Origin of the sequence: Sphingomonas morindae (assembly GCF_023822065.1) — a bacterium.
Classification (GTDB): domain Bacteria; phylum Pseudomonadota; class Alphaproteobacteria; order Sphingomonadales; family Sphingomonadaceae; genus Solisphingomonas; species Solisphingomonas morindae.
On sequence record NZ_CP084930.1, the window covers coordinates 1,349,979 to 1,370,345 of the forward strand.

The 20,367-nt window shown below is 71.1% G+C and carries 12 protein-coding genes and 1 tRNA gene; 3 read left to right on the top strand and 10 right to left on the bottom strand.

The annotated features are described in order from the left end of the window. Positions 1–24: 24 nt before the first annotated feature. The 10 genes from LHA26_RS06565 to LHA26_RS06610 form a co-directional block, all read right to left on the bottom strand. Positions 25–597 carry a gamma carbonic anhydrase family protein gene (locus LHA26_RS06565; RefSeq protein WP_252167926.1) on the bottom strand — a complete coding sequence of 191 codons (573 nt, stop codon included), beginning with the start codon at positions 595–597 and terminating at the stop codon, positions 25–27. Then, complete coding sequence (locus LHA26_RS06570) at positions 594–2,729, bottom strand: malate synthase G (protein ID WP_252167927.1); 2,136 nt, start codon at positions 2,727–2,729, stop codon at positions 594–596. The genes LHA26_RS06565 and LHA26_RS06570 overlap by 4 nt, the downstream gene beginning before the upstream one ends. A gap of 50 nt (positions 2,730–2,779) precedes the next feature. Beyond that, a complete protein-coding gene (locus tag LHA26_RS06575) occupies positions 2,780–4,762 on the bottom strand; it encodes a M1 family metallopeptidase (RefSeq protein WP_252167928.1) in 1,983 nt (660 codons plus the stop codon). After that, positions 4,759–5,853, bottom strand: a complete 1,095-nt coding sequence (locus LHA26_RS06580) for a methyltransferase family protein (protein ID WP_252167929.1) — start codon at positions 5,851–5,853, stop codon at positions 4,759–4,761. Before LHA26_RS06580 ends, LHA26_RS06575 begins: the two co-directional genes overlap by 4 nt. A gap of 176 nt (positions 5,854–6,029) precedes the next feature. Beyond that, positions 6,030–6,542, bottom strand: coding sequence for a CHAP domain-containing protein (locus LHA26_RS06585; protein ID WP_252167930.1), 513 nt, complete (start codon positions 6,540–6,542; stop codon positions 6,030–6,032). A 149-nt stretch (positions 6,543–6,691) separates the two neighbouring features. Next, a complete protein-coding gene (locus tag LHA26_RS06590; RefSeq protein ID WP_252167931.1) occupies positions 6,692–8,410 on the bottom strand; it encodes an alkaline phosphatase family protein in 1,719 nt (572 codons plus the stop codon). 31 nt (positions 8,411–8,441) lie between these two features. Further along, the gene (locus LHA26_RS06595) at positions 8,442–9,551 is read right to left on the bottom strand and encodes a glycerophosphodiester phosphodiesterase (RefSeq protein WP_252167932.1); all 1,110 of its coding nucleotides are present in this window, start codon (positions 9,549–9,551) and stop codon (positions 8,442–8,444) included. After that, positions 9,551–11,968, bottom strand: coding sequence for a TonB-dependent receptor (locus LHA26_RS06600; RefSeq protein WP_437441248.1), 2,418 nt, complete (start codon positions 11,966–11,968; stop codon positions 9,551–9,553). Before LHA26_RS06600 ends, LHA26_RS06595 begins: the two co-directional genes overlap by 1 nt. 105 nt (positions 11,969–12,073) lie before the next feature. Then, a complete protein-coding gene (locus LHA26_RS06605) occupies positions 12,074–16,738 on the bottom strand; it encodes an NAD-glutamate dehydrogenase (RefSeq protein WP_252167934.1) in 4,665 nt (1,554 codons plus the stop codon). Between the two features lie 156 nt (positions 16,739–16,894). Beyond that, positions 16,895–18,079 carry a hypothetical protein gene (locus LHA26_RS06610; protein ID WP_252167935.1) on the bottom strand — a complete coding sequence of 395 codons (1,185 nt, stop codon included), beginning with the start codon at positions 18,077–18,079 and terminating at the stop codon, positions 16,895–16,897. Between the two features lie 148 nt (positions 18,080–18,227). On the opposite strand from LHA26_RS06610, the gene LHA26_RS06615 reads away from it, so the two are divergent. The 3 genes from LHA26_RS06615 to LHA26_RS06625 all read left to right on the top strand — a co-directional run bounded on the left by LHA26_RS06615 (position 18,228) and on the right by LHA26_RS06625 (position 20,282). Then, positions 18,228–18,303, top strand: a tRNA-Thr gene (locus LHA26_RS06615). Positions 18,304–18,402: 99 nt separating this feature from the next. Further along, a complete protein-coding gene (locus tag LHA26_RS06620; protein WP_252167936.1) occupies positions 18,403–19,911 on the top strand; it encodes a L,D-transpeptidase family protein in 1,509 nt (502 codons plus the stop codon). An 11-nt stretch (positions 19,912–19,922) separates the two neighbouring features. Continuing rightward, entirely contained in the window at positions 19,923–20,282 is a 360-nt protein-coding gene (locus LHA26_RS06625; protein ID WP_252167937.1) for a hypothetical protein, read from the top strand. Positions 20,283–20,367: the final 85 nt, after the last annotated feature.

Below are 20,367 nucleotides of genomic sequence, written 5' to 3' on the forward strand. Positions count from 1 at the left end.
CGAGCCTCGCCACAGCCGCCGGGCTTAGGCAAGCCCTTCCGGACGAGGCGCGTCCTCGCTGCGGCGGGGCTCGGCCGGCCGCAAGCCGGCGGCGTAGCGGCGCGCCTTGTCCGCATAGGTGCGCGCCGAGCGGGCGAGCCCCGCCAGCGCCTCCGGATCGAGCGGGCGCACGGCGCGCGCGGGCGCGCCCAGGATCAGCGTCTCGGGCGGGAAGGCCCTGCCCTCCGGCACCAGCGCCCCGGCGCCGACGAGCGCGCGCGCGCCGATCCGCGCCCGGTTGAGCAAAGTCGCGCCCATGCCGATCAGCGCGCCATCCTCGATCCGGCAGCCATGGATGATCGCGCCATGGCCGATGGTGACCCCGGCCCCGATCCGCAGCGGCGCGTCGGGATCGGAATGGAGCAGCGCGCCGTCCTGGACATTGGTGTCCGCGCCGATCTCGATCGCGCCATTATCGGCGCGGATCACCGCGCCGAACCAGATCGACACGCCCGGCGCGATCCGCACATCGCCGATCAGCGTGGCGTTGGGCGCGATCCAGGCGGAGCCGCAGGCGGGCAGGCGCGGCGCGATCCCGTCCAGCGCGAACAGCGTCATACCCGCGCCTTGGCGCGGCGGCGAAAGGCATGGAGCAAGGGCTCGGTATAGCCATTGGGCTGGTCCGCGCCCTCGAAGATGAGCGCGCGCGCCGCCTGGAAGGCGAGGCTCGTCTCCACCGCCGGGCCCATCGGCCGGTAGAGCGGATCGCCGGCATTCTGCGCATCCACGCGCGCCGCCATCCGCCGCAGCGCGGCCTCCACCGCCGGCGCCGTCACCACCCCGTGGAGCAGCCAATTGGCGATGTGCTGGGAGGAGATGCGCAGCGTGGCGCGATCCTCCATCAGGCCGATATCGTGGATGTCAGGCACTTTGGAACAGCCCACGCCCTGATCGATCCAGCGCACCACATAGCCGAGCAGCCCCTGTGCGTTATTCTCCAGTTCGGCCTCGATCTCGGCCGGCGCATAGCCGGCGGCCGGGGCGAGCGGCAGGGTGAGCAGAGGCGCGAGCGGCGTGATCGGCTCCTGCGCGCGCGCCGCCTGGCGCGCCGCGACATCGACGCGGTGATAATGGGTGGCGTGCAGCGTCGCCGCCGTCGGCGAGGGCACCCAGGCGGTCGAGGCGCCGCTGGCGGGATGCGCCTCCTTTTCGGCGAGCATATCGGCCATGCGGTCCGGCGCCGCCCACATGCCCTTGCCGATCTGCGCGCGGCCCGCCAGGCCGCAGGCGAGGCCGATCTGCACATTGCGGTCCTCATAGGCGGCGAGCCACGAAGCCCGCTTCATCGCGCCCTTGGCGCACACCGGGCCGGCGCGCATGGCGCTGTGGATCTCATCGCCGTTGCGATCGAGAAAGCCCGTGTTGATGAAGACGATGCGATGGCGCACCGCGTGGATGCAGGCGGCGAGGTTGACCGAGGTGCGGCGCTCCTCGTCCATCACCCCGATCTTGATGCTGTGCCGCGCCAGGCCGAGCAGATCCTCGACCGCATCGAACAGCCGGTTCGAAAACGCGGCCTCCTCCGGCCCGTGCATCTTGGGCTTGACGATATAGACCGCGCCCGCCCGGCTGTTGCGCAGCGGCCCGGCGCCGCGCAGATCGTGCAGCGCGATCAGGCTGGTGACGATCGCATCGAGCAGCCCTTCGGGGGCCTCGCCGCCATCGGGCAGTCGCACGGCCGGGGTCGTCATCAGATGCCCGACATTGCGCACCAGCAGCAGCGCGCGCCCCGGCAGGGTGAAGGACGTCCCGTCGGGGGCGAGATAGGCGCGGTCCGGCGCCAGCGCGCGGCGCATCGGGCGTCCGTCCTTGCTGAACGTGGCGGTGAGCGTGCCGCGCATCAGCCCCAGCCAGTTGCGATAGGCCGCCACCTTGTCCGCCGCGTCCACCGCCGCGACCGAATCCTCGAGATCGACGATCGTGGACAAGGCCGATTCGAGCCGCACATCGGCAAGGCCGGCGGGATCGGCGCGGCCGATCGGGGAATCGCGATCGAACACCAGCTCGATATGGAGGCCGTGGTGGCGCAGCAGCAGCGTCTCGCCGGCGCGCCCGACACGCTGCGCCGGATCGGCGAATTCCGGCGCGCCGCGCAGCGCGGCCCAGCGCTGGCCGCCGGCGAGCGGCGCCGCCGTGTCCAGAAAGGCCTTGGCCCAGGCGATCACCGCCGCGCCGCGCGCCGGATCATAGCCGGGCCCGTCAGGCGCGCCGGGAATAGCGTCGCTGCCGTAGAGCGCATCATACAGGCTGCCCCAGCGGGCATTGGCGGCGTTGAGGAGGAAACGCGCATTGAGCACGGGCACCACCAGCTGCGGCCCCGCGATGCGGCCAAGCTCCGCGTCCACCGCGCCGGGATCGATGGCGAATGGCGCCGGCTCGGGCACGCGATAGCCGATCTCGCGGAGAAAATCGGCATAGGCCTCGCCGCCGGCGGCCTGATTGGCGTGCGCCGCGTGCCAGGCATCGAGCTTCGCCTGCAGGCGGTCGCGGGTGGCGAGCAGGGCGCGGTTCTCGGGTGCGAAGCGCGCGAGCAGCGCCGCGGCGCCATCCCAGAACGGCGCCGCGGCGATCCCCGTGCCCGGCAGCGCCTCCTCTTCGAGAAAGGCCACCAGCGTCCGATCCACCGACAGCCCGGCCCGCTCGATCCGCTCGTCCCGCTCGCCCATCTCCGACTCCCCTGGCTGGCTCATGCCATAGCCTGCCCTTTACGTAAGCGGAAGATGGCGCGCGGTCTCCAGCCTTACCGCTTGAGCAGATTATTGCTCCGATCGTGATCGGGCAGCCGGTGATCGGGATCGATCTCGGCCGAAATGGGCGCGGTCGCGCCCGGCACGAACACGGGCGAGGCCGCCTGGCGGATCCAGGTCTCGGCGGGGAGCCGCACGTCGCGCCGGCTGCCGTCCGCATAGCGCAGCCGCAGCGTGGCCGGCATCACCAGCGGATCGCGATTGACCACGGTGACGAGCCAGCCCGCCGGGCCCTCGGCCGGCGCCGGCGCGATGCCGGTCACGGCCAGATCCAGCTGGCTGTTGGTGGCATACCAGCCGCGCCACCACCAGGAGAGATCCTCGCCGCTGCCATCCTCCATGGCGCGGAAGAAATCGGCCGGCTTGGGATGGCGGAAGGCCCAGGCGGCGACGAAGCGCCGGAAGGCGGCATCGAACCGCTCCGGACCCAATATCTCCTCGCGCAGCAGCACCAGCCCCAGCGCCGATTTGAAATAGCTGACGGGGTGCCGGTATTTCTCGGTGATGGTGTCGGCGCGCGAGAGGATCGGCGGCGCCTGCAGATCGGCGAGCAGCGGCAGGATCTCGTCCACCGGATTGCCGCCGCCCTCGGCATATTCGCTATCGCGCTTGGGGGCGAACTCGCCATGGTTGAAGGCGTCGGATTCATACACGTCGATGAAGGTGTTGAAGCCTTCGTCCATCCAGGCGTCGCGGCGCTCGTCAAAGCCCACCATCATCGGGAACCAGTCATGCCCGATCTCGTGCGCGGTGATCCAGAACAGCTCCTTGCCCTTGTCCTCGACGCCGTCGAACACGATGCCGGGATATTCCATGCCGTCGGTCGGCCCGGCGACGCTGATCGCGGCGGGCCAGCGATAGGGATACCAGCGGCGCGAGAATTCCTCGATCGCGTGCTTCACATATTCGGTGGAGCGGCCCCAATGCGCGCGGTCCGCCACCTCGGCGGGATAGACGGACATGGCGAGCGCGCTGCCGCCCTTGGGCAAGTTGATCCGCGCCGCATCCCAGGCAAAGGCCCGCGACGCGGCGAAGGCGACATCGCGCGTCTGCTCCATGCGGAAATGCCAGGTCCGCTGGGTGACGCCGGCGGGGCGGGCGGCGGCGGTGGCGACCTCGTCGGGGCGGATGATCGCCACCGTCGCATCGCTGCGCGCGGCGGCGGCGAGCCGCGCCCGCTGCTGCGCGGTCAGCACCTGCTCGGGGTTCTGGAGCGCGCCCGAGCCCGCCACCACCATGTCCGCGGGCAGCGTGATCCAGTAATCGAAATCGCCGTAGTCGAGGTAGAATTCCTGCGCGAGATAGGGGAGCGGATCCCAGCCGCGCAGATCGTCATACACCGCCATGCGCGGATACCATTGCGCTATATCGAAGATGTCGCCCTGCTTGGACGGGCCCCAGCTGGTGCGGCCGCCAAAGCCGCCGGGCACGGTGTAATGATAGGCGATGCTGAGCGTGAGCGCGGCGCCGGGCGCGAGCGGCGTGGCGAGCGGCACCTCCATCCGCGTGTCGGTGATGCGCGGCGTCACCGCCACGCCCGGCGCGGCGCCCGACTCCAGCGTCACCGCCTCGATCGTCATGCCGTCGGTGGTGCCCGCCCAGGCGCCGCCCTGCGCCCGATGGCTGCGCGAGTCCGGGCGATAGGCATTCTGATCCAGCTGCAACCACAGGCTGTCCAGCCGATCGGGGCTGTGATTGGTGTAGCGGATGGTCACCTTGCCCGTGAGGCGCCGGGCGGCGGGATCCAGCGTCGCGCGGATCTGGTAATCGGCCCGGTTCTGCCAATAGCCCGGACCCGGCAGGCCATTGGCCCCGCGCACGGCGCTAGCGGGGCTCGGCATGGAGAAGGGCGCGAAGGCCGCGCGCGGATCATAGCCGGGCGCGGGCGCGGCGGCGGCGAGGGCCGCGGCGGCGGCGCTGAGCAGGAAGGCGATCATTACGAAGGCGATGATGTCCGCCGCCGGGGGCCGGATCAAGCCCCGCGTCGCGCGAACAGGCCGTGGCGCGCGATCCAGGCGGAATAGGCGCGATAGGCGGGATCGGCGCCGAGATGCCGCTCCTCGGTCCGCGCCCGCCAGAAATAGACGAGGCTCACCAGCGCGAGCAGCAGCGTGTTGCGCACCGCGTCGCTCCACACGCCGCTGGCGGCGAGGAAGGGCCAGGCCGACAGCCACCAGAAGAGATTCTTCGAGACATAGGCCGGGTGGCGCAGCCAGCGGTACGGGCCATGGGTGAGGATGCCGCGATGCGTGAGATTGGAGAAGCGCAGCCCGAAGGCGATGGTCGCCCAGGCATAGCAGGCGGTGAGCGCGATCAGCGCGAAGGCGTTGAGCGCGAGCAGCAGCGGATGGCCGGCCAGCCAGCGATCATAATGGCCGAGCCCGGGCCCGTAATCCAGCGGACCGCCCGCCGTCATCAGCACGAAGGGCGGATAGCAGATGAGCGCGGCCGTCCAGCCGGCGGCATAGGGATTGGCCGAGCGGATATGGCTCGCCAGCGGCCGTAGCGTCAGCGCGTAGCCGACCGTGGCGAGCATCACGTCGATCAGGAACATGATCGCGATCAGCCCCTCGGCCAAGGCGACGGAGCTGTCGCGCCAGGCGGCGGGGGCGAGCGCCATCACCTGCCCCCAATTGCCCGGCACGATGGCGAGCATGAAGGCGAGGAAAAACCCCTTCACCGCCCAGGCGCGCGCCTGCGCCGCGAGCGCGGCATGGGCGCCGGGCCGATCCCAATCCCGCCCCAGGATCAGCCGCCCGGCCTGCCACAACTCGTCGCGCGGCGCGATCAGCCGGCGCTCGAGCAGCAGCAGATAGGGGATGGAGAGCAGCAGCAGCGGGCCCGCGACGCGCATCAGCAGTTGCATCGCCGCCAGATAGGGCGGCTGCCAATACCAGCGGCCGGCGAAATAGCAGAGCGCGATCAGGCCCCAGAAGGTCCAGAGCGCGGCGAGCTTGGTGGCGGCGCCGGCGCAATCCTCGCGCCAGGACCGGCCCGCCCCGCCCCAGATGATGCCGGTTTCGGGCAGGCGATGGACGCGATCGACCAGCAGCGACCAGAGCAGCATCGGCAGCGCGGTGGCGCCCAGCGCGATCAGCGCGCCCGCGCCGCCGGCCCATCCGGCATGGTGCGCATAGACGGTCCAGCCGCCGAGACCGGCGACGCCGAGCCAGCCGACCGGGGCGGAGACGGCGGAGGGCGGACGCTGGAGGGCAGCCGCCTCGGCGGCCGGCGGCGTGGCGATCAGCCGGCGACCGACGCCTCGTCAGCGCCGCCCTCGACGGCCGCAGCCACGGCCTTGCCGCCATAGATGAAGCCATAGGCCGGATATTCACGCTTGCCGAGATCGTGAATGCCCTTGAACCAGACGCGCACCTCGCTCCAGTCGTTGCGCGCGGAGGTGTCGATCACCTCGACGTCGCGCTCGACGCGGCCCGGCACCGACCAATTGGCGTGGGTGACCTTGATGATGCGATCGGAGACGACCTGGCTGACCGTGGCGACATGGCCCGAGCGCATCGAGCTGATCGCCTTGAACACCAGCACCGCGCCCTGCTTGGGCGCATTGCCGCGATCATAATGCCCCACCGCCTGCGACCACCAGGAGGCGGCGGCGCCGAACAGCTGCACGCCCGAGAACATGCGGGCGAAGGTGGCGCACTGCCAGAAACGCCCGTCCGCCGCATTCGCCGATGCCGGCATCGCCATGAAGGCGAGCAGGATGGAACCGACAATCAGCCTCGATAGTTTGAGCATGAAACCCCCGGCAAACCCCATGGCCCGAAGCTAGCCAGCCCCCCGGCGTGGCGGGAAGCGTCTATCGGCCAAGCGACGGGCGGTTGCGATGAACCGCCCGCGCCTCCCCGGGCGCTCCGACCAAAGTCGCCCCAAAGCTTAGCAAGACCCTAATTTTGGCCGGAATCGCCGGTATTGGGGCAGCGCGCGACGCTGGCGAGGCACCGGCCGTCCACGGCCGGCGTGGGCACTGCCGCGATCGCGGCGAGCGTCGGCGCGATGTCCACCGTCTCGATCGCCGCGCTTTCGGCGCGCGGCGTCACCCCCGGCCACCAGAAGAGGATCGGCACGCGCCGGTCATAGTCCCAGGGCGTGCCGTGCCCCGCCACGACATCGCCGGGCGCACGCGGCACGCCGAGCGTGGTGTAGGGATGATAGGCGACCAGGATATCGCCGCTGCGCGACCGATCGAAGCTTTCGGCGTAGCGCTGGATCAGGCTCAGCTGCGTCGGCGGGATATGGCTGGGCGAGGGCACGGCGGCGATCTCGTCGGCGGTGAACACCGCCTCCACCTCGGGCCGCGCCTTGAGCCAGACGACCGCCGCCGCCCGCATCCGCGCGGCAAGCGCCGCATCCGCGCCGGCGGTGATGGTGATATCGTCCGCGCCCTCGCTGGCGACGGGATCATAGCCGAGCGCGAACTGGCGCCGAAGCTCGGTGTTGAGCGCGCGCACCACCGCCGCGCCATCCACGCGCCGCGCCTGCGCATTGCCGTTGGCGGCGGCGCGCTCGGGCGCGTCGGCAGCGCCGTGATCGGCGGTCAGCACCACCATATAGGGCAGGTTGAGCGCATCGAGCCGGGCGAAAAAGCCGCCCAGCGCCGCGTCCAGCGCCGCCATCTGCACGCAATCCTCCGCCCCGCCATTGCCATAGCGGTGCCCGATATAATCGGTGGCGGACAGGCTGATGGCGAGCAGGTCGGTGGCCGCGCCGCGGCCCAGCCGGTTCCGGTCGATCAGCTGACCCGCAAAATCCAGCACCAGCTGGTCGAACAGCGGCGAGGCGCGGAGCTGGTCGGCGAAATCGGTGCGGGCGAAGAAATTGGGGCCGGTTTCGACGGTGAGCGAGGCGGGCGGCGGCACCGTGCCGGGCATCGCCACCGCGCCCATCTGGAAGGGCTTTTGCAGCGCCGCGCACCGCGCCGAGACGCTGGTCGGCCACAGGGCCGGGGGCGCCGCCTTCCAGCGCGCGATCAGCGCGGCGTTGAAGGCGCGCGCCGGCGCCAGCACGGTTGGGGTCGCGGGGGCGGCGAAGGCGGAGCTGGTGAAGCCCTCATTATCGCCCCACCAGTAGATCGCATCGGCGTGATGGCCGCCCATCATGATCGCGGCGCGATCCTTGCCGGACACGGCGAAGCTGCGTGCGCCGGGCTGGGCACGCTTCAACCAATCGCCGAACGTATCGACGCGCAGCATCTGCCCGCCGCGCGCATCGGGATCGGCGGTGCCCTTCACCGCCACGCAATAAAGGGTGGAGCCGCTGGCGCGATCATACCAGCTATTGGCGATGATGCCGGTGGCGGCGGGATGGCGGCCGGTCAGGATGGTGGAGTGGCCGGGGCAGGTTTCGGTCGCGGCATGGGATTGATAGCCGTTGACGAAACTGACCCCCTCGCCGAGCCGCTTGAGGCCGCCGGTAAAGCTCGGCCGATAGCGCTCGTACAATTCGGCCGAGAATTGGTCGATCGACAGGGCGACGATCAGCTTGGGCGCGCGCGGCGCCAGCGTGCCGGTCTGCGCGGCGGCGGGCGTGGCGAGCGGGGCGGCGAGCGCGGCGGCGGCGAGCAGCGCGCCGGCCAGCGCCGCGCGGAGGCGGGGGGCGTGAGTCATGGGCGCCTTTTCGATCGGCGATGTTGCGGTTTCAAGACGCGCGTGCGCGGACGCCGAGCGCGGGGTCATCGGTGAAGAAGCCGTCGATGCCGGCGGCCAGATAGCGGCGGATCTCCGCCACCGATCCCGCCTCGTTCCGCACCGCGGGGCCGCCCGCCGACTGGAAATCGGCCGCGAGGAAATAATTTTCGGGCCGGAACGTCCAGGGCTGGACGAGCAGGCCGGCGCGATGGGCGTCGGCGACGAGGCTGGTCGGCGCCGCGAGCCGCTTGTCCGGGCCGAGCGGGATGATGGCGCGGGTGTTGGGGGCCAGGATATCCGCATAGCGCGCAATCTCGGCCAGCCCGGCGGGCGCCATCATGGCCTGATAGGTGAGGCTGCCGCCGGCCTTCACGATGTCCGCCGGACGCAGGCCCGCGGGCTCGGACGTCACCAGCTGCATGAGCTGGAGATTGGCCGGACGGCCCAGCATGCGGCGCAGCGCGCGCAGATTGGCGGTCTCGAAGCTCTGCACCACCAGCGGCGCGGTGCGGCTGTGATGGTGGCGCCCGATAATGTCGACGAACCGCCCTTCCGGCGCCAGGCCGATGCCGGTGAAATAGGTGGAATGCTTGATCTCGGGCACGATCCCCACCAGCCGCCCGCGCGCCGCCGATTCGGCGGCGGCGAAATCGATCACCTCCTCGAAGCGGAGCAGATCGAACCAGCCGTCCATCGCCGCGCTGCCCGGCCGCAGCTGCGGCAGCCGCTCGCGCGCGCGCAGCGTCTTCAGCTCGGCATAGGTGAAATCCTCGGTGAACCAGCCGACCTGCTTCTCGCCATCGATGCTCTTCTCGGTCTTGCGCGCGGCGAATTCGGGATGGGCGGCGATGTCGGTGGTCTCCGCGATATTATTCTCGTGCCGCACCACCAGCACGCCATCGCGCGTCATCACCAGATCGGGCTCGATGAAATCGGCTCCGTCGGCGATCGCCTTGGCATAGGAGCCCAAAGTATGCTCCGGCCGCAGCGCCGAGGCGCCGCGATGCGCATAGATGGGCGGCGTCCGCCCGGGCACCAGCCGATCGACGGCGCGGAGCGGCGCGCCCGTCATGGCCGCCCCGGCCGCCAGCCCGCCCGCCAGGAGATCGCGCCGGCGCATCAGAAGCCGAAGCTCAACGTGCCGAACCACTGGCGCGGCGCCACCGGGAAGGCATTGTAAGTGCCCGAGGCGGCGCCGATGCTGAGCGTCGAGGCGGCCTTCTTGTTGGTGATGTTGGTGACGTTGAGGCTGACGACGAGCGATTTGATCGCTCCCGTCGGCGCCATCGGCACGGTCGCCGCGATCCGCCCGCTCATCGTGAAATAGCCCTTTACCGAGAGGTCGTTGGTATAGGTGGCGTAGCGCTTCCCGATATAGTCGCCGATCAGCTGCGCGTCGAACAGGCCGGCATGGGCGCTGGCGACGAACTTGTTGAGCCATTTGGGCGAACCCGGCACCTTCTTGCCGGCGGTCGGGACCAGCGCGGTGCCGCTGGTATAATCATCCTCGAACCGGGAATTATTGTACGACAGCGCATCGTAGAAGGAGAAATGTGGCCCGAAGCGGAGCGTGCCGGCCACGTCGACGCCGTCCGTCTTCACGCTGCCGACATTCTGGAGGATCGCCGCGCCCGAGACGATCGAGGTGATCACCGGCGTCGGGCTGATCGCCAGCAGCCGGTTCTTGAAGTCGACATGATAATAGCTGATCTGGCCCTGGAAGCCGGTGATCGGCCCGAGGTCGAGGCTCGCGTCCACGCGCGCGCCCGCCTCATAGGTCCAGCTCGTCTCGGGGCGGACCTGCTGCTTGAAGAGATCGAACGCCGCCTGGCTGCCCAGCGCGAAGGGCGACAGGCCCGAGGCCGCGCTCGTCTGGAACTGGCGGATATTCTTCTGCGCATTGGCGAAGATCTGGATCCGCGAGGTCACGTCCCAGAGCAGGCCGGCCTGGGGCAGAAAGGCCTTGTCGGTCTTGATGCGCCCTACCGGCAGCGCCACCGATCCGGTGAAGGAACCCGGGATCGGCTGCACCGGCACGCGCTGCTCGGCATTCTGGAAGGTGCTCTTGAAGCCGCCCAGCACCGTCAGCGTCGGCAGGATGCGCCAGCTATCCTGGATATGGGTCTGATATTCCTGCACCCGCACCTGGCTGCCATATTGGGTGATGAGCGGATCGGCATAGGCGCGCGGCCGCTGATAGGGGGTGGAGGGATTGTTCACGTCGAGCCCGTACCAGCGCCGATAGGCGGACGAGCTCTGATATTCGTACCAGCCGCCCAGCTCGATATGGTGCTTGCCGAAATCGCCGCTGACGGTGGAGAGCACGCCGCCGCGATCGATGCGATATTCGGTGGTGCGCGTCGCCAGGCCCGAGCCGCCGAAGCGGCTCGACAGGCGGGCGAGATTGGCCGCCGAGGTGGGGGAGCCGGTGCCCGGGAAGTAGAAGGAGAAAAGCTGCGGCAGGCCGGCCACGTCGATCGGCCCGGCGACCACGCCGACGCCGTCGTCATGATGATAATAGGCCTGGTTCGACCAGGTCAGCCGGTCACTGATGTGCCAGTCATATTTCAGATAGGCGAGATAGTCCGTCCGCTGCGCGTCGCTGTAATAGTTGCGATAGTTGGAGCCCGCGGCCTTGTACGCGCCCGAGCTGAGATAATTCTCCACGCCGCTGAAATCGGGATAGAAGAAGGGCCGCGTATAGGGTGCGGTGTCGCGGTTGGCGGCGGTGAAGACGGTCGCGTCCTCATTGGGCTCGACCTTATCCGAATAGGCGAAATAGGCCGTCAGCTTGCCCGTGGCATCGTCATGCACGAACTTGCCATTGGCCTGGTAGCCGCCCTGGTGGCCGTTGAAATCCCACGCCCGCGCATCCTGGCGCACGCCGGAGAGATACAGGCTGTTGCCGTTGCCGAAGGTGCCCGTGTCCACCCGCGCATAGGTGCGGAAGGTGGAATAGCTGCCGAAGGTCTGCTGGATCTGGGCGCCGCGCTCGCGCCGCGGATCGCTGGTGAAGGTATCGATCGTGCCGCCGAGATTGCTGGTGGAGGCGGTGCCGAGATCGCCCGCGCCGGTGGCCAGGGTGACCGTGCCGACATTCTCCGAGATCACCGCGCGCTGCGGCGAAAGACCGTTGTAATTGCCGTAGGTCTGATCGCCGAGCGGCACGCCGTCCAGCGTATAGCCCAGCTGGCTGCTGGAAAAGCCGTGGATGAAGAGCGAGATGTTCTGCTCGTTATTGCCCCAGGGATCGGCGGTGAGGAAGGTCACGCCGGGCAGGGTCTGGATCGCCTTGAGCGGGTTGATGCCGGGCAGGATCTTCTGGATCTCGCTGCCGGCGAGGCTGGCGACCGAGCGCGTCTGGCGCGAGGTGACGACGATCGCCCCATCCGACGCCGCATCGTCCGCCCCAGTCAGATCAGGCTGGGCCGCCGGCGCCGTATCGGCCGCCGCGGGCGCGGCCGGGGCCGCCGGGGCGGCGAGCGCGGGGCTGGCCGCCAGCGCGCAGCCGAGCGCCAGCCAGGACGAGACATGCATCATGAAATTAACCCCTAACCCGCAACGAACATGGCGGGCGAGTTAGGGGCGCTATCGGTCAGCGCGGTGACCGATTGGAGACCTTTCCGTTACAAAAGCCGCGCCTCAGCTGCGCCGCACCAGCAACAGCCGCGCCTGGGCGGCAAGCTGGGCGAGCATCGCCGGCGTCGCGCTGGCGGCGGCGCGGGCGCGGTCCACCAGCCGGCGGAACCGCTCCACCCGCACGCCATGCTGGTCGAGCCACTGATCCACGAAGGCGCGCGGCCCCTCGCCGCCGGCGCGGGCGAGGAAATCCAGCCGCAGCTGCTCGAAATCGCGCACCAGCCCGGCGATCAGCAGCCGCTCCCAGGGATCGCTTGCCTGGGCGCGCAGCGCGGCGGCCTTGGCCCAATCCAGACCCAGCGCCTCGCCCAGCCGCACATAGGCCGCGACGACATCCACCTCGGACCAGCCGCTGCGCGCCGCGAGCGAGGCGGTCGCCACCGCGCCGTCGAGCGCGAACAGCCGCACCAGCCGCGCCACCAGCGCCTCGCCGGCGCCGGTCTCGGCCAGCCGGCGGCCGAGCGCGGCGGACTGATCGCGCACCTCCTGCAGCACCAGCTCGTCCAGCCGATCGCCCACCGCCGCGATGCCGGGGCCGAAGGCGGCGGCGGTTTCGCCGGGCAGCAGCGTGGGATCGGCGACGCGCAGCAGATCGGCGATGTGCAGCCGCACGATCCCCGCCGCCGCCTCGAGCAGCGCCAGCCGGCCCGGCTCGGGCATGGCCTCGGCCTCGATCGCGGCGAAGAGATCGCCCAGGCCGAACATGGCGTCGCAGGCGAGATAGGCACCGGCGACGCGGGCGAGGCTGACACCCTCCTCCTCGGCCAGCTCGAACGGCGCCACCAGCCCGAGCCGGTTGACCACCATATTGGCGACGCGGGTCGCGATGATCTGCGGCCGCAGCCGGTGCTGCTCGATCGCGGCGCGGTGGCCGGCCCGCATCGGCTCGGGGAAGTTGCGGATCAGCAGATCGGTGAGCGCCGGATCGCGGGCGATGGGCGAGGCCTCGATCGCCGCCTGGAGCGCGAGCTTGGCATGGCTGAGGATCACCGCCAGCTCGGGCCGGGTGAGCCCCTGGCCGTCGGCGGCGCGGCGCAGGAACTGGTCGTTGCTCGCCAGCCCCTCCACCGCGCGATCCAGCCGGCCCTGGCTTTCCAGCGCCTCGATCACGCTCACCTGCCCCGGCAGGGCCGCCGCGCCGCCCCGCTCGGCGGCGGACAGGGCGAGCGTCTGGAGGCGGTTGTCCTCGAGCACGATCGCCGCCACATCGTCGGTCATGGCGCCGAGCAGCGCGTTGCGCGCGTCGAAGCCGAGCGTCCCCGCCGCCACTTCGGCGTTGAGCGCGATTTTGATGTTGACCTCATTGTCCGAGCAATCGACGCCGGCCGAATTGTCGATGAAGTCGGTGTTGCAGCGGCCGCCGAGCAGGCTGAACTCGATCCGGCCCGCCTGGGTGGTGGAAAGATTGGCGCCTTCGCCGATCACCTTGGCGCGCACCTGGTCGGCATTGACGCGGTTGGCGTCGTTTGCGGGATCGCCGGCATCGCTCTGGCTCTGGCCCGCGGCCTTGATGTAGGTGCCGATGCCGCCGAACCAGAGCAGGTCGACCGGGCTCTTGAGGATCGCCTGGATGAGCGTGGAGGGATCATAGGTGCCGGGCGCCACGCCCAGCGCCGCCGCCGCCTCCGGGCTCAGCGCGATCTGCTTCTGCGTGCGCGCGAACACGCCGCCGCCGGCGGAGATCAGCGTGCTGTCGTAATCGGCCCAGGACGAGGCCGGCAGGCGGAAGAGGCGCGCGCGCTCGGCCCAGGAGGAAGCGGGATCGGGATCGGGATCGAGGAAGATGTGGCGATGGTCGAAAGCGGCCACCAGCCGCAGCGATTGCGACAGCAGCATGCCGTTGCCGAAGACATCGCCCGACATGTCGCCGCAGCCGGCGACGGTGACGGGATCGCGCGCCACGTCCACGCCCATCTCGGCGAAATGGCGGGTGACGGACACCCAGGCGCCGCGCGCGGTGATGCCCATCGCCTTATGGTCATAGCCATGGCTGCCGCCCGAGGCGAAGGCATCGCCCAGCCAGAAGCCCCGCTCCACCGCGATCGCATTGGCGATATCCGAGAAGGTGGCGGTGCCCTTGTCGGCGGCGACGACGAAATAGGGATCCTCGCCATCGAGGATGCGCATGCCTGCGGGATGGACCACCCGGCCCTCGACCAGATTGTCGGTGACCGAAAGCAGCGCGCGGATGAAGATGCGATAGGCTTCCGTACCCTCGGCCAGCCACGCCTTGCGATCGCCGGGCGCGGGCAGCTGCTTGGGATAGAAGCCGCCCTTGGCCCCGGTCGGCACGATCACCGCATTCTTGACGATCTGCGCCTTCATCAGGCCGAGGATCTCGGTGCGGAAATCGTCGCGCCGGTCCGACCAGCGCAGGCCGCCGCGCGCGACCGGACCGCCGCGCAGATGAATGCCCTCGAGACGCGGCGAATAGACCCAGATTTCGCGATAGGGCACGGGCGCGGGCAGGCCCGGCACGCGCGCGCTGTCCAGCTTGAAGGCCAGTGCCGCCTCGCCCTCGGCGGTGAAGGCGTTGGTGCGCAAAATCGCCTCCACCAGCCCATGAAGCCGGCGCAGGATGCGGTCGTCGTCGATCGCGGCGACCGCGACCAGCCCATCCTGGATGCGCGCGCGCGCGGCGGCGGCGGCCGTGTCGCCGCCGGCGGCGGGATCGTGCAGCGCGACGAACAGATCGACCAGCCCGGCCGTCACCTGCGGCGCCTCGGTCAGCGCCTCGGCGACGGTGGCGAGGCTGTAGGGCAGGCCGGCCTGGCGCAGATAGCGGAACCAGGCCCGCAGCCAGACCACCGCGCGCGGCTCCAGCCCGAGCCCGGCGATCAGCCGGTTGAAGGCGTCGTTCTCGGCGCGGTTCTCCAGCACCGCCGCGATCGCCGCCTCGGCGATGGCGGCGCGCGCCAGCAGCGCCGCGCCGCTGCCGCGCGGGGCATGGAGCAGGAATTCGTGGATATGGCCCAGCGCCCCCGCCTCGCCGATCGGCGTCGGCCGCTCCTCGACCACGACGAAGCCGAAATTCTCCAGCACCGGCACCACGTCGGAGAGCGGCACCAGCCCGCCGAGGCGGTAGATCTTCAGACGCAGCGCGTCCGGCTCGGCGCCCGCGATCAGCCGCACGCCACGGCCATCCTCTTCCAGCTGGGTCAGCGCCAGGAGATCGCGCGCCGCCTCGGCCGGATCCGTGGTTTCGCGGTAGAAGCCGGGAAAGGCCTGGGCATGGCTGAGCGTGAGCCGCGCCGCGCGCGTCGCGCCGACCTCGGCGGCGAGCGCCACCTCGATCGCGGGCGCCCAGCCGCGCAGCATCTCGGCGAGGCGGCGATCGACCGCGTCCGCCTGCGCCTCGTCGACCCGCGCGCCCGCCAGCGTATAGCGCAGCATCGCCAGCCCGCCCTCGTCGTCGAGCCCGATCGCGGACGCGACCACCCGCCCGCCGGTCGCCTCGATCAGCATCCGGCCGATCGCGGCCTGGCGGCGCATGGAGAAATCCTCGCGCAGCATCCAGGCGAAGGCGAAGACATGGCGGCCCAGCCCGTCCTCCACCAGCACCAGCCGCGAGCGCGGCCGATCGGCGAGCGACATCGCCGTCAGCGCCACCCGCTCCAGCGCGGCGCCGGTGAAGGAGATGACGATATCGTGCGGCAGCACCGCCAGCGCGTGGCGCAGCGCCTTGCCGGCATGGCTGGCCGGATCGAAGCCGAGCGTCTCCTCCAGCTGCGCGAGGCGGCGGCGGATCAGCGGCACCCGATCGGGGCGGCTGGCGAGCGCCGCCGATGTCCAGAGCCCGGCATGGACATCGAGCGCCACGACCCGGCCCTCGGCCCGCACCGGCGCGAGGATCAGGTCCAGCGGCGCGCGCCGGTGCACGGTCGAGACGATGTCGCTCTTGAGGAAGAGCGGCGCCTCGCCGCCCTGCTCGAACCAGGCGATCGCGGCGTCGCGCAGCCCGGCGTCGCACAGCGGCGCGCCCAGCGTGCGCGCCAGCCCGAGCGGCTGGCCGGGCGCGCCATCGCGGCTTTCGCGCGCGGCGGCGAGCAGGGTCATGTTGCCGTCCACCAGCCAGCGCACCAGCGCCGCGCCCTCGCCATCGGGCAGGCGATAGGCGGTGTCCTTGAGCGATTGGATGAGCGCGCCATAATCGCCCACCGCCGCGCGCACATCCTCCAGCACGCGCTCGATATCGCTGCCGAGCTGGCGCCGGACCTTGGCGTCGGCGCGCTCCACCTCGACATAGATGATCGATTCGCGCCGCTCGCCCTCGGCGCCGGCGGGCAGCAGCGCCGTCAGATCGCCGTCGGCATCGCGGCGCACGGCGGCGATGGGATGGAGCAGGCGATGCACCGCCAGGCCATGGCCGGCGATCGCCGCCGCCACCGAATCGACGAGAAAGGGCATGTCGTCATTGACGATGGCCAGCCGCATGGTGCGCCGTCCGGTCTCGCCGCCGAGCGACTCCAGCGCCACCAGCGCGTGGCCGGGCGAGCGCCGCTGCGCGGTCTCGGCCACGAACAGAGCGGCGGCGTGGCGGGCTTCGGCATCGAAGCCATCGGTCTCGCCAGGCAGCGCCCCGCGCACCAGCAGCTCTTCCCAGGGAGCGGCGCGGCGCCCGGCCTCGTCCGCGTTGAAGGGCCGCTCGTCCGCCACGGATGCTGTCATCACCTGCTCCTGCCGGCGCTCTCGACGGGCGCCATTGATGGATAGGCGGCGGATATGCGCCCCTCTCCGGCGGACCTCAACCCCCGCCCGCCGCGCCGCAACGGCATGGCCGGGAGCCCGCGCGGGACAGGCGGATCGTTGCGGCAGCGGCCGCGATCAGCGCGATATCTTGCGGATCGCGCGGGCGACGAGCGGCGACTCGTCGGGAATGGGCGCGACCACGGCGAGCCGGCCGTCCGCCTCGCGCCGCGCGATCAGCAGCACGAACTCGCCCTGCGTGCCGGCGATCTCGAGCCGGGCGAGCGCGGGCAGCTTGTGGAGCGCGGCGCGCGCGCGCTGATCGAGGCTGGGGGGCGCATCGGCCGGGCGACGGGCGACGCGCTCGGCCGCCACCAGCCCCTTGAGCCCGCCGGGCTCGGACTCCACCGCCGCGACGAAGCCGCCGGGCTCAAGGCCGCGCCGGCGCGCCTGGGCGAGCGCGGCGGCGAATTCGGTCAGCCGCGCCTTGTCCGCATCGGCGCCGAACACCAGCTTGGCCACCGCCGTCATCGGCGCCCGCGTCTGGCGGCGGATACCGGCTTCGGCGAGCAGCGCGCCATATTCCTCGGGCCGTTTCTCGCTGGCCCGCGCGAAATCATAGGCAAGGCCGAGCGCGCGATACAAGGCGGCGCGCGTCTTGAGGCGGCCGCGCTGCGCCTCGCCCGCGCCGGCGCGGGCGGCGGCGAGCTGCGCGGCCAGCGTCGGCGCGGGGGATGGCGGGGCGGAGGGCATGGCCAGCGCCTGCGCCAGATCCCGGCGCAGCGCCTCGGTCAGCGCGGGCGCGGCCAGCTCCTTCCAGCTGATGACGCCGAGCACGCCATCGATCGCCTCGCCATCCTCCGACAAGGGCAGCAAAATGCCCCGGTACAGCGTGGGCAGCCCACGCCGGCCGACAAATTCGGCCTCGAAGCCGATCGGCGCGCGATGGGCGACGCATTCGAGCCGATGATCGGTGAGCCGCGAGAGCAGCGAGCGGCCCGGCACGTCCGCCAGCCGCCGCGCCGCGCCCGGCTTCAGCCCGGCCTCGGCCGCCAGCGCGGAACCGAGATGGGTGAGCGCGGGGTCGGCATAGTCCTCGTCGAAGCGGAGCAGCACCGCATGATCGGCGAAGGGCAGATCGGCCGCCGGGCCGAGATCGACGGCGGCGGGCATGGCACGGCCGCGCAGCAGGGCGGCCCAATGCTCAAAGGCGCGCACCTGCAGGCGCCGCTCGCGCGGCGGCGGCCCGGTTTCGATGCGCGGCGTGCTGAATTCGCCGTCCTCGTCGCCCGGATCGGCCCGGATCGTGCGTGCTTCGTCCACCCTCGAATCGTCCCCCTGCGCCGCGCGGGCCCGTGCCCTTCCTAGGCGTGCGCCCTTGCCGAAGGGTAAAATCCACCGTCCGCGCCGTGCACGATCGGCGCTTGTGCCGCCGCGGCCCGGCTGCTAGGGGAGCGCGGCCTGGCGTGACGCCGCTTTAGCTCAGCCGGTAGAGCATCGCATTCGTAATGCGAGGGTCGCGTGTTCGAGTCACGCAAGCGGCACCACTCCCAGCCCCGGCTAAGCTCCGGGTGCGCCAGGGAAAGTTGATCTTGCTATATTCGGCATTGCCCGCGCGGCCCAGTTGCGCGATGCAACCGCGCATCATGCATGGCCGCTCCCTCCCGCTTTCCGCTCCGCTCATCGGTCGTGCCTGGCCGCTGCTGGCCCTGCCATGGCTCGTCGCCGCGCAATCGCCGGATCAGGCGCCGGTGCTGCCGCTGATCCCGCCCTCGGCGCAGACCGCGCCGGCCCCGGTTCCGGTGGCGCCGCGTCCCATGCCGGCCTTGAGCGCGCATCAGGCGGACCAGCTGCGCCACATGCTGGACGATGCCGCGGCCGATGGCATGGCCCCGGCCGATGCCGACAGCGCCGCGCCCACGGGCAGCGACGATGCCGCTTTGGTGCGCGCGGCGCTCGATTATGCGCGCGCGCTGCGGCGCGGGCGGCTCGCTCCCGGGGATTTTCTTGGCAATTGGGGCCTGCGGCCGGCCGCCTATGATCCCTATGGCGATTTCGTCGCGGCGGTGAAGGCGGATCGGCTGGCCGACTGGGTCCAGGGCCTGGCGCCGCCCTATGCCGGCTATGATACGCTGCGGCACGCGCTGGCCCGCTATCGCGGCATCGCCGCCGATGGCGGATGGCCCGTGATCGCCTCCGCCGACGGGCTCCGCCCCGGATCCGAGAATGCGCAGATCAAGCTGCTCCGCACGCGGCTGGCGATCGAGGACAAGGCGCTGGACGGCGGCGGATCGCGCTATGACGAGGATGTGGTGGCGGCGGTGCAGCGCGCCCAGCGCCGCTACGGCCTGGAGCCGACCGGGCAGATCGGCCCGGCCACGCTCGCCGCGCTGAATGTCAGCGCGCGCGATCGCGTCCGCCAGATCGAGGCCAATATGGAGCGGTGGCGTTGGCTGCCGCGCACCCTGCCGACGCGGCGCGTGCAGGTGAACATCGCGGCGGCGGTGCTGACCCTGTTCGAGGCGGACGCGCCCGTGCTGTCGATGCGCGCCGTGACCGGGCGGCCCGGCGACGAGACGCCGATGCTCGCCTCCTCCATCCACAGCATCGTCTTCAACCCGCCCTGGAACGTGCCCAGCTCGATCGCCGCGAAAGAGCTGTGGCCCAAGGAAAAGGCGCATCCCGGCTATCTCAAGGCGCATGATTTCCGGGTGATCGACACCGGCAATGGCGGCACCAGGCTGCAACAGCGCGCCGGCTCCAAGAGCGCGCTCGGCCGGGTGAAGTTCGATTTCGAAAATCCCTATGGCGTCTATCTCCACGATACCCCCAGTCAGGGCACGTTCGGCCGCTACAGCCGGCTCGCCAGCCATGGCTGTGTGCGCCTCGCCCAGCCCGTCGCGCTCGCCAAGCGCGCGCTGGAGGGCGATGCGCAATGGACGCCCGACGCGATCGACGCGGCGCTCGCCAAGGGCGATACGGTGCGCGCCCCACTGGCGCAGCCGGTGGCGGTGTTCCTGCTCTACTGGACGGCCTATGCCGGCGCGGATGGCCGCGTCACCTTTCTCGGCGATCCCTATGGCTGGGATGGCGAGCTGGCCAATCGGCTGAAATCCAGCGCCACCCGCGCCAAGCAGGCGGCGACGCTGCAATGAGGAGACCAAGGATGCGCCTGCCCCGGCTGTTGCTCCCGGCGATGATCCCGCTCGCGCTCGCCGGCTGCGATCGCAAGCCGCCGGCGCCCGCGCCCGAGTCCAATATCAACGAGCCCGAGCCCGTGCCCCCGCCGCCCGAGCCCGTGCCCGCGCCGGCCGAAAATCAGGCGGCCGAGACGAACAGCGCCGCCCCCGCCCTGGCGATCAAGCCGCCGCCCGCGCCGAGCGCCGAGCAGCAGATGCTCGACGACGCGGCCGCCACCGGCATGACCGCCCCCGCGCGGCGCGGCGGCGACGGCGCGGGCGACGATGCCGGCGCTAGCGACACCGGCGGCGCGGGCAGCGGCGAGGGCGGCGGCAACCGAAGCTGATCCTGTCAGCGGGGGCGCGCGCCGGTGCGGCGGACGGGGGCGGACGCCGATAACCTTCCCCGAAGCGCCGGCCGCATCGAGGCGC